A 13,077-nucleotide genomic window follows, 5' to 3' on the forward strand; every position below is an offset into this window, starting at 1 on the left:
AAACCCACAGTTCTCTGCCATGGAGGCGCGTTTGTACCTTTCCGCGCTGCTCACCAGCAATTAACAGATAGTTAAGGTTTGGGAATGTGGCGTGATCGATTTGCGTACCGCGAGCGCCGCCGCCACCCCTATCGTCTTCACCATCGTGGGCCGGCTCTTGATCTGCGCGGCGATCCTGCTTCCCGCGCAGGCCAATGCCACAATGCGGGTTGTCCGCGGGTCCGCAGGGGCGTCGGTCAGCTACCTCAAGCTCACCGTCAACAAGTCCAAGACCCTGAAGCTGTCGAACACCTTCGCAGACGTGCTCGTTGGTTCGTCCGAGATCGCCGACGTTGTCCCGATCAGTGACCGGACCATCTATCTCCTCGGCAAGCGGATCGGCACCACCAACGTCTCTTTGATCGACGCAGATAAGCGCCTCGTCGGGCTGATCGACATTGAGGTCCGGCCCGACGTCGAGGCCTTCGAGACGCAAGTCCGGCAGAGCACCGGGGAAGCCGGCCTGACTGTCCGCAGTCAGGGCGACCGTCTCGTTCTGGGCGGCACCGCCAACGACGCCCCGACCGTGGACCGGGCGATGCAGGTCGCCCCGCCGGGCACGGTAAACCTCACTCGGGTAAAATCGCCCCAGCAGGTGATGCTCAAGGTCCGCTTCGTCGAGGTGAGCCGGACGGCGGGCCGGGAACTCGGCACTCGCTTCGAATTCGGGGGGGCGCGGACTCTTACGACGGTTGGGTCTTACGGCGGTGCGGGGCTCGCTACGAGCATCCAGAACCCGGGAACGGGCGTGCTGGCCGGCACGCTGGGGACCGCCGTGAGCGCGGCCACCAGCGGGACGGGCGGGCTCCCCTTCGCCAACATCATTCAGCGGTTCGGCGGCTCCGGCAACCAGCTCGACGTGTTCATCAGCGCGTTGGAAACCCGCGGCGTCCTCCGGCGTCTCGCCGAGCCGAACCTGATCGCCATTTCCGGCGAGCGCGCGGAGTTCCTCGCAGGCGGCGAGTACCCGATCCCGGTCGCCAACCAAACCTTCAATGGCTCACCTCAGGTCACGGTGTCGTACAAGGAGTTCGGCGTGAAGCTAGCCTTCACCCCCACAGTCCTGCGTAACGGCACGATCAACCTGCAGCTGGAGCCGGAGGTCAGCCAGATCGATCCGACCTTGTCGGTGGCGGTCGGCGGCGGGGTCTCCGTCCCCGGCCTCAGCAAGCGTCGGGCGCGGACCAATGTCGAGTTGCGGGACGGCCAGAGCTTCGCCATCGCCGGGCTGCTTCAGACCCAGTCCAGCCGCACCGTCGATCAGCTTCCCTGGCTCGGCTCCCTCCCGGTGCTCGGCGCCCTATTCCGCAGCCCGGCCTTCCAAGACAACGAGACCGAATTGGTGGTCATCGTCACCCCGTCCCTGGTCAATCCGGCCAAGCCCGGCCAAGTGCTGGCCTCTCCCCTCGACACGACGCTTCCGGCCAACGATGTCGATCTCTTCGTCAACGGAAAGACCGAGATCGCCCGCGATACCCGAACCTTCGTGACCTCGACGGGCGGCGCCATCGGCCCCCACGGCCATATCGTCCCGCCCCCGCCGGGCGAGGCCGCCATCGTCGTGCGGTGAGGCGGTCCATGACCAGGCGTCTCATGAGCCCCGGGAGCCTTTTGCGGATCGCCGCGGGCCTGCTGCCGATCGGCCTCGCCGCCTGCCAGGATCCCTACCTCGCCCGCCGGGACACTCTCACGATCGGGAGCGGCGAAGCAGTCCACGCCAACATCGCTAAGCAGGTCATCGACCCGTGGCCCGCCCACGCGCAGCGGATCGAGCCGACCTTGAATGGCGAGCGGGCGCAGCACGCGATGGAGCGCTACCGCAACCCCGGCGCCGGGCCGGGTGCGGGTGCGCTCGCACCCGTGCCGATCGGCGCATCCGGCGTGCCGGCCGCCGCCGTGCCTACTCTCCGGTAGGATGGCCGCGAGCCTCGCCGTCGATGGCGCTGTCGCGGCCCTGCTGGTCTGGATCGCCCGCGAGGACGGCCTCCGCTTCCGCATCTCGAATCGCCTCGTCCTCGCCCTCGCGCTGGGGTTCCCGGCGGCATGCCTCATCCGCGGCCAGGCCAGCCTGGTCGTCCCGCATAGCCTGTTCGCCCTAGCTGCCCTCGCCGTGCTGTTCGTCGGGTTCGCGGCTGGGATCTGCGGTGGCGGGGACGCGAAGCTCCTGGCGACGGCCCTCCTCTGGATCGGACCGGAGGGTACCCTCGTCTTCGCCGTGCTTCTCCTTCCGGCCGTGCTCGCCTATGCCCTGGGCGCGCGCCTCGGTCTCTTGCCGGCCCGCTGCGAGGGCCGCCGCATGCGCATCCCGCTCGGACCCTGCATCGCCGTCGCCTGGATCGGCGTGATCGGCCTCACGCGCCTCCTCCGGTGAAGGGTCGGTCGGCACCGCCTCCGTCCTCCGGAATAACGGCCGATGCGGCCATCGGGCGATTGACGGAACCGAATCGTTAAGGGATCCTTACGGGATAGTTCTGACGGACGTTCCACTTCGGATCACCGTTGCGTTCAGTACAAAAAGGGATCTGCCATGCGTGTCTTGCTTCAGCGTTTCTGGCGGGACGAGGATGGCGCGGCGATGGTGGAATACGCGCTGCTCGTGGCCCTGATCGCCCTCGTCGCCATCGTGGGCGTCTCGGCCACGGGCACGAGCATCAACGCGCAGTTCGCCAAGATCAGCTGCAAGATCAGCACCCCGACCGCACCTTGTGATCAGCCGTGAGGTTCGCGCCCAGGGTCTCGCTGCTGGTCGCACTGCTGTGCGGGCTGTGTGCGGTGCTCCTGGCGCGTGGCCTGACGTCCGGTGGCGCCGATTCCGGCCCGTCGAGGACCATCGTCGTCGCGAAGGCACCGATCCCGCCGGGGATGCCGCTCACCCGTGAGAACCTGCGGGAGATCCGCTGGCACGGCACCGAGACGCTGCCCGGATCTTTCGCCCATGTCGATGACCTGATCCGGGACGGGCGGCGCCTTGCCCTGGCAAGCCTGCAGCGGGACGAGCCGGTCCTCTCCGGCCGCGTCACCGCCCCCAACCAGCGGGCCACGCTCTCGACCCAGCTCGATGACGGGATGCGGGCGGTCGCCGTCCGCGTCGATGAGATCCGAGGTGTGGCGGGGTTCGTCCTGCCGGGCGACAGGGTCGATGTCGTCCTGTCGCGCGGCGAGGGCGGGTCCGGTGGGGACGCCAAGGCCTATGCCGACCTGCTCCTCCAGAACGCCAAAGTCCTGGCCGTCGATCAGATCGCGGCCGAGGGGCAGGAAAAGCCCACGGTGGCGCGGGCGGTGACTCTCGAACTGACCCAGATGGAGGCGCAGAAGGTCGTCCTCGCCCAGGGAATCGGTCGGCTGTCGCTGATCCTGCGGCAGGCGGGCGAGGTCGGTGGCGATCCGCCCATGCGCGTGACGGCCAGCGACCTCGGGCCGGATGCCGCCGCCGAGCGGGACCGGCTCGCCGAGATGGAAAAGCAGCTCGAGAGCATGAGGAAGGCGACCGCCGAGTCCGAGCGACGGGATGCCCAGCGCCTGGCCGAGATCGAGGCCCGGATGGGCCAGAGCCTCGACAAGCCAACGCCCAGCTTCGCCCCGCCTCCGCCCCCGAAGGTCACGGCGCCGAGTTCCATCGTCAACGTGATCCGCAACGGCTCGAAGACCGAGCAGTACAACGTCGCGGCGGAACGCTGAGGCGATCGGGCGGTCGGTCGCGCAAAAGAGGTGAGCAGAGCGTGCGGTCTTTCATCGTCGGCCTCGATCCCGGCGAGGTCGCGCGCCTCGCGCGGCTGTCGGCGGCCATCGGCTTCCCGGTCGGCGTTCTGCCGGGCCTCGATGCCCTGCGCCTGGAGCTGGCCCGGCCGGGGGTGGGCCGCGCCCTCGTGCTCCTGCCGGATCTGGGCCTGACGCGGGATGCGGTCCGGTTGGCGGCGGAGCACGGGGACACCGCCTTCATCGTCGTCGTCGCCGACACGATCCCACCGGACGACTATAAGGCCCTCGTCCGCACGGGAGCCGGCGAGTGGATCCAATGGGGGAGCTGCGAGGTCGAGCTTGCGGACCTCGTCAAGCGGTTCGCCGCCCCCGCCCATGCCGGAAACGGAGCCCGCATCGTCACCTTCGCGCCGAGCAAGGGCGGAGTCGGCAACACGTCTCTCGTCGCCGAGATGGGCGTTCTGCTGTCCGGCCCGAAGGCGGCCGGCGGGCGCTCGGGTTCCAGGGTCGCCGTCCTCGATCTCAACTTCCAGGGGGGCACCCTCGCCGACACTCTCGCGGTCGAGCCGCGCTTCGACCTCGCCGAGGTCGCCGGCCGGCCGGAGCGCCTGGACGAACAGTTGGCCGAGGTGTTCCTCAGCTGCTACGCGGACCGGCTCGACGTATTCGCGCCGCCGCCCCGGCTGGTGATGCTGGACGACATCACCCCCAACCTCGTCTTCACCTTCATCGACACGATCAGCCCGCGCTACGACCTCGTGCTGGTCGATCTGCCATCCGTGGCCCTGGGCTGGACCGAGACCCTGATCGAGGGATCGGACGCGGTGGTGGTGACGGGCATCGCGACGGTGCCGGGGCTCCGGCGGCTGTGCGACCGGCTGTCCCGGATCGACGACCTCTCCACGCCCGCCCGCCGCCTCGCCGTGGTCAACCAAGCCGATACCGACATGATGGGCCGGTTCGTCCGGAGAGCGGAGGTCGACCGGCTCCTCGCAGGGCGAGACAACCTCCTCGTCCGGCGCGACTGCGCTGGCATGGAGACGGCCGCCAATTCCGGCCAGCCCCTGGTCGAGATTGCCCCTGACGGCCGCCTCGGCCGCGACATCCGGCGCATCGCCAAGTGGATCGAGGCGGTCGCCGCCCGGCCTGCCGAATCTGCGAGGGGGAGCGCCGCGTGAGTCGGACCCTGTCGGATCGATGGCGCAGCCCCGCCCGCCCAACGCCGGTGCCGGAGGCGGCCCCCCAGGATGAGACCCAGCGGGAGCCCCCAGAGCGGGCTCCGGAGTGGCCGGACCCACCGGGTGGGCTGGCTAGCCGTGGACCGGTCCAAACGCCCGTGCCCCAGCTGCGTCCGGCCGCGCCCCCGCAGGCCACGCCCGGCGCCGCCCTGGTTGATGCCAAGGTGCGGCTTCACGGCCGGATCATCGACGAGTTCAACCTCGCCCTGATCGACAAACTCTCCCCGGAGGATCTCGCCAAGCAGGTGGCGCGCTACGTCGCCGACTACGCGGCCCGCGAGCGCCTGACCCTGAACCAGCGGGAACTCGAAGCCTTCGCCCTGGAGATCGTCGATGAGATGATCGGCCTCGGGCCGATCGAGCCCCTGCTCAAGGATCCGAGCATCACCGACATCCTCATCAACGCGCACATGTCGGTGTTCGTGGAGCGATCCGGCCAGCTTCAGCAGAGCCCGGTGCGGTTCAAGGACGAGGCGCATCTCCTACGCATCATCAATAAGATGGTCGCCGCCGTCGGCCGCCGGGTCGATGAATCCTCGCCGATGGTCGATGCCCGCCTGCCGGACGGCTCCCGCGTCAACGTCGCCATCCGCCCCGTGGCCGTCGATGGTCCGCTAGTCTCCATTCGCAAGTTCGCCAAGAAGCCGATCTCCATGGAGCGGCTCGTAGAACTGGGCGCGCTCCGCCCTCTGATGGCCGATCTGCTCAGGGCCGCCGTGCGCGGGCGGATCTCGCTGCTCGTCTCCGGCGGGACCGGTTCGGGCAAGACAACGATGCTGAACGCCCTGTCGTCGTACATTCCGTCGAACGAGCGGCTGATCACCATCGAGGACGCCGCCGAACTCCAATTGCAGCAGCCGCATGTCGCCCGCCTCGAGACCCGTCCGCCGTCCGTCGAGGGGCGGGGGGAGATCCGGCAGCGCGAACTCCTGAAGAACGCGTTGCGGATGCGTCCGGACCGGATCATTCTCGGCGAGTGCCGGGGCGAGGAAGCCTTCGACATGCTCCAGGCCATGAACACCGGCCACGAGGGGTCGATGACCACGATCCACGCCAACGCCCCGCGGGACGCCCTGTCGCGGATCGAGCAGATGGTGGGGATGGCCGCCGCCAACATGTCGCTGCCCTCGATCCGGGGGCAGATCGCCTCCGGGATCCAGCTCGTCCTGCAATTGCAGCGTATGGCTGATGGCAAGCGCCGCGTGACGTCCATCGCCGAGATCACCGGGATGGAGGGCGACATCATCCAGATGCAGGAGCTGTATCATTTCGCACGGGAGGGGGTCGACGAGGCCGGCACCATCCAGGGCCGCTTCAAGGCGACGGGCGTCCGGCCCCGGCTGCTGACCGAACTGCGCTCCCAGGGCGTCGACATGCCCGCCCACGCCTTCGATCCCCGGACGATCCTGTGAACCCGGCGCCCATCACGACACGGCGGACGCGATGAGCGATCAATGGCTCATCTCGCTGGCCATCTTCGTCCTTGTGGCGGTGGCGGTGCATCAGGGACAGGCCGGTCTCGCGACCTATCTCGGTCAGAAGCGGCGGACGGCCGACCGGCTGCGGACGCTGGCCGGCGAGGAGGCAGGCACCCCGGCGGTCGAACTGCGGCGCCGCCTTCGGGGCGGGAGCAGCCCCGTATCGCGGTGGCTCGCCCGCCTCGTCGTGCAATCGGGCACCACACGCTCGCCCGCCGCCCTATGCGCGATGGCGGTCGGGCTCGGCCTCGTCCTGTTCCTCGTCCTGCCGGGCGCGGCGCATTGGACCTATCGCCTCCTGCTCGCCCTGATCCTCGGCGGCTTCGCCGTGGTGGCCTCCTTGCGGCTCCTGCGCCGCCGGAGGATCGCCCGTTTCGGTGATTCCCTGCCGGAGATCCTCGATATCATCACCCGCAGCCTGCGCGCCGGGCATCCCCTTCCGGTCTCGCTCGCCCTCGTCGCGCGCGAGACGACGGCGCCCGCCGGGCCGGAATTCGCCCTGCTCGTCGATGAGATCAGCTATGGGCGCAGCGTCCCGGAGGCGCTGGAGCACCTCTACCAGCGGGTGGGATACCGGGAACTGCGCTTCGTCGTGGCCGCCGTCTCCATCGGCCAGCAGACCGGAGGCAACCTCGGCGAGATCCTGGCCCGCCTCTCCCAGACCCTGAGGGAGCGGCAGCGGCTCGTGCGCAAGGTGCGGGCGCTCTCCGCCGAAGGCCGGTTCAGCGGCATCGCCCTCAGCATCCTGCCTGTCGCCCTGTTCGCCCTCATCAACCTCGTGAGTCCGGCCTACTACGCCGAGTTCTGGGCCAGCCCCTCGTCGGGCAAGATCCTCGCCCTGTCCCTGGCCCTGATGGTCGTCGGGAACGTGGTGATCCTTCGTCTCGTGAACTTGAAGGTCTAGCCGCGATGAGCGGCCTTCTCATCACCCTCCTGGCCTTCGCCGCCGGCACGCTCCTGGCCCTGGGGGCGCAACGGCTGGTCGCGCAGCGCGACCGGGTGCGGCGGCGCTTCGGTGCGCTGACCATGCGGGGTGCGCCCCCTGCCGCGGCGGAGCGACGCCCCTTCCTGGATGCGGGCCGGTTCGGCCTCGACGACGAGGCGCAGCGGACGCTCCGCGCCGCGCTGATCCGGGCGGGCTATTTCGATGCATCCGCCGTGGCGACCTACACGCTGGCGCGGCTCGCGGCGCTGGTCGTCCTTCCGCTGCTCGGCCTCGCCTTCGGGGCGGTCCTGCTGCCGGTCTTCGGTCTGACCGAGAAGATCGCCCTGGCGGCCGTTCTCTTCGCCATCGCTTATGTCCTGCCCCAATCCTGGGTGAGCCGACGCCAGCGGATGCTGGAAGTCCGCTATCGCCTGACCTTTCCCGATTTCCTCGACATGCTGGTCGTCTGCATCAACGCCGGTTTGAGCTTGGAGGCGGCCCTGCAGCGGGCGGCGGCCGAACTGCGGGGGGGCGACCGCGAGTTTCGCGCCAATCTCGACCTGATGGGCAGCGAGATGCGCGCCGGTAAGAGCACGGGCGAAGCGCTGAAGGCGCTGGCCAACCGTCTGTCGATCCGCGAGGCCGGCGCCTTTGCGGGCCTGCTCCAGCAGACCATCGAGCTCGGCACCGACCTGACCCAGGCCCTTACGGTGTTCTCCGACGAGATGCGGGACCGGCGGATGTCGTCGGCGGAAGAACGGGCGGCCGCCCTGCCGCCGAAGCTGACCCTCCCCCTCGGCCTGCTGATCTTCCCCGTGGTGCTGATCGTCGTTCTGGCGCCCGCCCTGATCCGCATCACCGGCATCATCGGGCGGTAGGGGAGGTCGATGTGGCGGGGCTACGGCGCGAGGACGGTGGGGTGGCGACGTCCCTGGCGGTCAGCGAGGACGGCGCGGCGATCCTCGAATTTGTCCTCGTTCTACCGATCATGCTCGCCCTCATCGGCGGTGCGTTCGAGCTCGGCCGCATCCTCCTGGTCGATGCGGCGCTCGAAGCGGGCGTCCGGGGCGGCGCCCGCTACCTCGCGCGGGTCCCGGATCCCTTTTGCACCCCCGGCTGCTCGCCGGGCGCTGCCCATGCGGTGGGGTTGGCGCGCGAGAGAATCCTCGAGAACACGAGCCTGTCCCCGGCGCAGGTACGCGTCGCGCCGTTGGCGGATCCAGGGCCCGGCCATGTGGGTCTCCGGGCGGAGGCCGATGTCGCCGTCGATTTGCTGGGCTGGGTCGGCCTCGCACCGACGATCCGCATCTCGGCGTCCCACCGGGAAAGCCACGTTGTCGAGTAAGCGCCGTGCACGGTTGACGCGGACGGTCGCGGCGCTGCGCGATGAGTCCGGTGCCGCCCTGATCGAGGCCGCCCTCGTCCTGCCGGTGCTCCTCCTCCTCGTCTTCGGAGTGGTCGAGATCAGCCTTTACCTCTGGAACGCCGAACTGGCGGCCAAGGCGGTGCAACTGGGCCTGCGCCGGGCCATCGTGAGCGATGCGGTCGCTTGGGGACCGGGCCTCGATCCCGGCGACAGCAGCGCCTACTGGGACGGGTTGCCCCCCGGCCTGCGCTGCGCCCCGGCGGACCGAAGCCCCTGCCCGAGCTTCGCCGTGACTTGCGGCCTCGCGGGGCCCTGCGCCTGTCGGGGGGATGCCTGCCGCTTCACACCGGCGCCGGCCCACGGAGCGCCGATCCTGGCGGCGATGCGCGCGGTCCTGCCCGGCCTCGGCCCCGGCAATGTTGAGATCACCTACGCGACCAACGGCCTCGGCTATGTAGGCCGTCCCGTGCCGGTGCCGGTCGATGTCACCCTGCGCCTCGTCGGCTACGAATACTCACCGCTGTTCCTCGGCGGCCTGTTCGGCGTCCGGATGCCGCTGCGGGCCGCCGCGACCCTGCCGGGCGAGGGGTTGCTCACCCGGTGACAATTCTCCGGCCGTTTCGGCGCCCTTCGCGGATGGCCTCGGACGAGGGCGGCTTCGTCCTCGTCTTCTACGCCATCTGCATTCCGGTGCTTCTCGGTCTCGTCGGGCTCGTCATCGACGGAGGCCGGCTGATGAGCCTCGATGCGCAAAGCGCCAGCTTCTCGGATGCCGCCGCCCTTGCCGCCGCCGCCTCGCTCAACCGATCTCCCGGTGCGATCCCTGCCGCCCGCACGGCCGCCCTGGCGCTTCGAAACCGGCCGCGCTTCGCCGAAACCGGCGGGGACCGGCTTGCTTTCCGTTTCGCGGCAAGGCTGTCGGACTTCTCGAATCCGGCCTACAGCCTGCCTGACGGGTCCGGAGCCGAGGCTGTGTATGTCGAGGTGACGACCGCGGAAGCCTCGCTGACCGGCAGTTTCCTCGCCCTGGTGGGGGCACGGCCGACACCCCTGCGGCGCCGGGCCGTGGCGGAATCGCAATACTACGCCTGCGACGTCACGCCGGCAGTCCTCTGCCATCCGGACCCTGCTTCCTTCGCAGCGACAGCACGCCCCGGCCGCCAGTACCGTCTGACCATGGACGGCAATCGCGTCGCGGGCTCCATCGCCCTCCTTGACCGCCTTGGGACCAGCGGTGGCAATCAGAGCCTGCGCGACCTGGCGGGCGACCAGCCCGCCTTCTGCTACGCGGAGGGCGTTCGGCTTCGCACGACGATCGCGCCCTCCGATTTCGATGACGCGGTGAACGTGCGGTTCGACCGCTACCAAGGCAGGGCAGGGCCGGTCGCCCCCGATCTCGCGGTCTTTCCGCCCGCACCGAACATCATCCAGGGCAGGGCCTACGAAAGCTGCGCTTCGCCGCTGAACCTGTACAACACCACGCCACCCTTCGCGCTTCCCAGGGACTCTGCCTTCCAAGGGCTGGCTCCGACCGGCCCGTGGGACAAGGGCCGGGGCGACTGGCGCATCGCCCCCGCCCTTACGGGTCTCGGGGCGCGGACAGCCCTCGACGAGTACCTGTTCTGGAACCATGCGGACAAGGGCACCGATCTCCAGGCGCGGCTCCGCGAGGCTCCGACGCGGTGGGACCTTTACCTCGCCGAACTGGGCCTGGATGCGGCCCGAGAGGCAACACCCGTCGATACGCGGGGCTACGCGGCCACGGCGACGATGCCGACGGGTGGCCCCCTCGCCAGCCCGGCGCGGGAGCGCGCGACCCCCATCTGTTATGCCGGCAACCGACCGATGACGGCGGCCCGTAGGCGAATCCTCTATCTCGCCGTCGCGGATTGCGACGGCTTTCCTGAAGCCGCCACCGCCGCGAACCTGTCTCGGCGGGTGGCCAAGTTCTTCGTGACGGAACCGTCGAACCTAGGCGCGGTGTTGGTCGAGTTCGAAGGCCTGCTCACGCCGACGCGCGATGACGGCAAGCTGCGTCATGTTGTCCAACTCGTGCGGACGAATTGACCTCGTTTCGCTCTGAGCCCGCCTACCGCACGAGTATCGACCAAGGCGGATACTGAAAAGAATGATTAACCATATGAAACTTTTTGCGAGGCTGGACCGTAACGGCTGAGCGCCGTCAAGGCGCGACGAAAAAATGAGGGATGCACAACATGCGTGAGGAAACTCGCTCCAAGACGGCGCTGGCCGGATCAGCCGAACAACCGCGTGTCATCAATCTGGAAGCCGGTCGCCGTGCCTTCCTCGGCGCAGTCGGCCTCGGCGTTGTGGGAGCGGCCCTGTTCAATTCGAGCAGTGTCCTGCCCGCCTTCGCCCAGAGCGTGACGGATGCCGACATCTTCAATTTCGCGCTCAATCTCGAATATCTCGAAGCCGAGTTCTACCTGCGCGCCTCCGTCGGACAGGGCTTGTCCAATGCCGAGGTAACCGGGACGGGCACACTCGGACCGGTGTCGGGCGGTCGCGCCGTCCCCTTCGCGACGCAGGCCATCGCGAACTATGCCAACGAGATCGCGCGTAACGAGCGGGCTCACGTCAACACCCTGCGGGCCGCCCTCGGCAGCAACGCCGTCGCCCGGCCTGCGATCGATCTCAACCTCGCCTTCACCTTCGCGGCTCGGGCTGCCGGTCTCGCGGGTCCGAACGACAACTTCGATGCGTTCGCGAACGAAACCAACTTCCTTCTAGCGGCCTTCATCTTCGAGGATGTCGGCGTGACTGCGTACAATGGCGCCGCGCCGCTCATCAAGGATCCCCGCAACCTCGCCGGCGCCGCGAGCATCCTCGCGGTCGAGGCCTATCACGCCGGTATCATTCGGACGATCCTGTACAGCCGTGGTTTGTTCAGCCAGGCGCAGGCGATTTCCAACGCGAGGGATTCCCTCGACGGCGCCTCCGACGACGACCAGGGCATCGGCGACACGAACACGTCGAACCTTACGCCGGTCGATTCGCGCGGTCTGGTGTTCGCGCGCACGCCCCAGCAGGTCCTGAACATCGTGTACCTGAACCCGAACGGACAGCCGACCGGCTTCTTCCCGAACGGCCTCAACGGCAGCGTTCGGTAGTTCGAGCCTGCTGCCACGCATCATTGAAGGGGCCGGGTACGCCGCGTCGAAGCGGCGACCCGGCCCTTACCGCGAATGGCGCTGCGTGGTCATGCCGTTCACGCAGGATGCAGGCGTGATGCGCTCGATTGCGTGTAAGAGCGCCTAACAAAACCATCGTTCGATGAAGCGCCAAACGATGAGGGCGGCCGCCAGGGTCGAGAAGGCCAGATGGATGTCGGCCCGTCGTTCGTAGCGGATGGCAAGGCGGCGGAACTGGGCGAACCACGCCAGGGTCTGCTCGACGACCCACCTGTGCCGTCCCAGCCGCCGGCTGCTCTCGATCCCGCGCCGGGCGATGCGAGGCTGGATGCGCCGGCGGGTCAGCGCCTGACGACAGCGGCGGTGGTCGTAGGCCTTGTCGGCATGCAGCTTCGAGGGACGCTTGCGCGGCGGTCCCCAGCATGAGCGGATCGGCGGGACGGCATCCACGACCGCCTCCAGCATTCGGCTGTCATGGACGTTCGCCCCCGTCAGCTTCAGGGCGAGGGGGATGCCCTTCGCATCGGTGACGATGTGGCGCTTCGTGCCCGGCTTGCCCCGATCGGTCGGGTTCGGGCCCGTCGCCGGGCCCCCCTTTTGGCGGCGATCGAGGCGCTGTCGAGGGAAGCTCGACTGAAGTCGATGCCGTTCTGGCGACCGAGCCGGTCGAGAAGCGCGTGCTGCAGACGGTCCCACACTCCGGCCTTCTGCCAATCCCGCAAGCGCCGCCAGCAGGTCATCCCCGAACCGCAGCCCATCTCCCGGGGCAGCAACTCCCAGGGCGTGCCCGAGCGCAGCACGAACAGGATCCCCGTCAGTGCCGCGCGGTCGGAGGTTCGAGGCCGACCGCCCTTCGGCTTGGCCCGTTCAGGCGGCAGCAGCGGTGCGATCTCGGCCCACAGGCCATCGGGAAGGAGCGGTCTCGCCATCTTCACTCAACGCGCCAAACCCGGTTTTGTTAGAGCCTCTAAGCCGAGGCCTGTCGCCTCATGGCTGAAGGGCTTGGAGCGAGCGATAGGGATCGAACCGGCGACATTCAGCTTGGGAAACTGATTCGTCCGTTTACGTGCATTGCGCCTGAACCCTTCCACCGTTAACCGCGCCGTTGAATCCCAACGGCTTTTTGCTCTCATACGCACCCTCCCGCCTTGCAAGGGTATGCGAAACTATCCGTGGTACG

General features: G+C 68.7%; 14 protein-coding genes. 13 read left to right on the forward strand and 1 reads right to left on the reverse strand.

Annotated features, from left to right (window positions below):
• Positions 1 to 91: 91 nt before the first annotated feature.
• From AAHF99_RS07540 to AAHF99_RS07600, 13 genes are all read left to right on the forward strand, one after another.
• Positions 92 to 1,609, forward strand: coding sequence for a type II and III secretion system protein family protein (locus AAHF99_RS07540; RefSeq protein WP_342163512.1), 1,518 nt, complete (start codon positions 92 to 94; stop codon positions 1,607 to 1,609).
• Positions 1,610 to 1,617: 8 nt separating this feature from the next.
• Entirely contained in the window at positions 1,618 to 1,953 is a 336-nt protein-coding gene (locus tag AAHF99_RS07545) for a hypothetical protein (RefSeq protein WP_342163513.1), read from the forward strand.
• Between the two features lies 1 nt (position 1,954).
• Entirely contained in the window at positions 1,955 to 2,410 is a 456-nt protein-coding gene (locus AAHF99_RS07550) for a prepilin peptidase (RefSeq protein ID WP_342163515.1), read from the forward strand.
• Positions 2,411 to 2,566: 156 nt separating this feature from the next.
• Positions 2,567 to 2,758 (forward strand): Flp family type IVb pilin, encoded by a 192-nt coding sequence (locus AAHF99_RS07555; protein ID WP_342163517.1) that lies wholly within the window; start codon positions 2,567 to 2,569, stop codon positions 2,756 to 2,758.
• Positions 2,755 to 3,717, forward strand: coding sequence for a Flp pilus assembly protein CpaB (gene cpaB, locus AAHF99_RS07560; protein WP_342163518.1), 963 nt, complete (start codon positions 2,755 to 2,757; stop codon positions 3,715 to 3,717). Before AAHF99_RS07555 ends, cpaB begins: the two co-directional genes overlap by 4 nt.
• A gap of 41 nt (positions 3,718 to 3,758) precedes the next feature.
• On the forward strand, positions 3,759 to 4,916 hold the full coding sequence (locus tag AAHF99_RS07565; protein WP_342163519.1) for an AAA family ATPase: 1,158 nt from the start codon (positions 3,759 to 3,761) through the stop codon (positions 4,914 to 4,916).
• 158 nt (positions 4,917 to 5,074) lie between these two features.
• On the forward strand, positions 5,075 to 6,388 hold the full coding sequence (locus tag AAHF99_RS07570; RefSeq protein ID WP_412759850.1) for a CpaF family protein: 1,314 nt from the start codon (positions 5,075 to 5,077) through the stop codon (positions 6,386 to 6,388).
• Between the two features lie 31 nt (positions 6,389 to 6,419).
• Positions 6,420 to 7,358 carry a type II secretion system F family protein gene (locus tag AAHF99_RS07575; protein ID WP_342163520.1) on the forward strand — a complete coding sequence of 313 codons (939 nt, stop codon included), beginning with the start codon at positions 6,420 to 6,422 and terminating at the stop codon, positions 7,356 to 7,358.
• A 5-nt stretch (positions 7,359 to 7,363) separates the two neighbouring features.
• Complete coding sequence (locus tag AAHF99_RS07580; protein ID WP_342163522.1) at positions 7,364 to 8,257, forward strand: type II secretion system F family protein; 894 nt, start codon at positions 7,364 to 7,366, stop codon at positions 8,255 to 8,257.
• Positions 8,258 to 8,298: 41 nt separating this feature from the next.
• Positions 8,299 to 8,724 carry a TadE/TadG family type IV pilus assembly protein gene (locus AAHF99_RS07585; protein WP_342163523.1) on the forward strand — a complete coding sequence of 142 codons (426 nt, stop codon included), beginning with the start codon at positions 8,299 to 8,301 and terminating at the stop codon, positions 8,722 to 8,724.
• A 13-nt stretch (positions 8,725 to 8,737) separates the two neighbouring features.
• On the forward strand, positions 8,738 to 9,349 hold the full coding sequence (locus AAHF99_RS07590) for a TadE/TadG family type IV pilus assembly protein (protein WP_342163524.1): 612 nt from the start codon (positions 8,738 to 8,740) through the stop codon (positions 9,347 to 9,349).
• 32 nt (positions 9,350 to 9,381) lie between these two features.
• Positions 9,382 to 10,812 carry a pilus assembly protein TadG-related protein gene (locus AAHF99_RS07595; RefSeq protein WP_342163525.1) on the forward strand — a complete coding sequence of 477 codons (1,431 nt, stop codon included), beginning with the start codon at positions 9,382 to 9,384 and terminating at the stop codon, positions 10,810 to 10,812.
• 149 nt (positions 10,813 to 10,961) lie between these two features.
• Positions 10,962 to 11,876: a ferritin-like domain-containing protein gene (locus tag AAHF99_RS07600; protein WP_342163527.1), complete on the forward strand. Its 915-nt coding sequence runs from the start codon at positions 10,962 to 10,964 to the stop codon at positions 11,874 to 11,876.
• A 144-nt stretch (positions 11,877 to 12,020) separates the two neighbouring features.
• On the opposite strand, the gene AAHF99_RS07605 is transcribed toward AAHF99_RS07600, so the two are convergent.
• Positions 12,021 to 12,826, reverse strand: a protein-coding gene (locus AAHF99_RS07605) for an IS5 family transposase (RefSeq protein ID WP_342163528.1) whose coding sequence is annotated in 2 segments (ribosomal slippage) — positions 12,021 to 12,496 and positions 12,496 to 12,826 — 807 coding nt in all. Because the reading frame shifts where the segments join, the coding sequence is not laid out codon by codon here.
• Between the last annotated feature and the right edge of the window lie 251 nt (positions 12,827 to 13,077).

Source organism: Methylobacterium litchii (assembly GCF_038442315.1).
Taxonomy (GTDB): domain Bacteria; phylum Pseudomonadota; class Alphaproteobacteria; order Rhizobiales; family Beijerinckiaceae; genus Methylobacterium; species Methylobacterium litchii.

Bases quoted from the DNA above. Each gene is read 5' to 3' on its own strand.
- AAHF99_RS07545 (WP_342163513.1), top strand. From the start codon at position 1,618: ATGACCAGGCGTCTCATGAGCCCCGGGAGCCTTTTGCGGATCGCCGCG.
- AAHF99_RS07550 (WP_342163515.1), top strand. From the start codon at position 1,955: ATGGCCGCGAGCCTCGCCGTCGATGGCGCTGTCGCGGCCCTGCTGGTC.
- AAHF99_RS07555 (WP_342163517.1), top strand. From the start codon at position 2,567: ATGCGTGTCTTGCTTCAGCGTTTCTGGCGGGACGAGGATGGCGCGGCG.
- AAHF99_RS07575 (WP_342163520.1), top strand. From the start codon at position 6,420: ATGAGCGATCAATGGCTCATCTCGCTGGCCATCTTCGTCCTTGTGGCG.
- AAHF99_RS07580 (WP_342163522.1), top strand. From the start codon at position 7,364: ATGAGCGGCCTTCTCATCACCCTCCTGGCCTTCGCCGCCGGCACGCTC.
- AAHF99_RS07595 (WP_342163525.1), top strand. From the start codon at position 9,382: ATGGCCTCGGACGAGGGCGGCTTCGTCCTCGTCTTCTACGCCATCTGC.
- AAHF99_RS07600 (WP_342163527.1), top strand. From the start codon at position 10,962: ATGCGTGAGGAAACTCGCTCCAAGACGGCGCTGGCCGGATCAGCCGAA.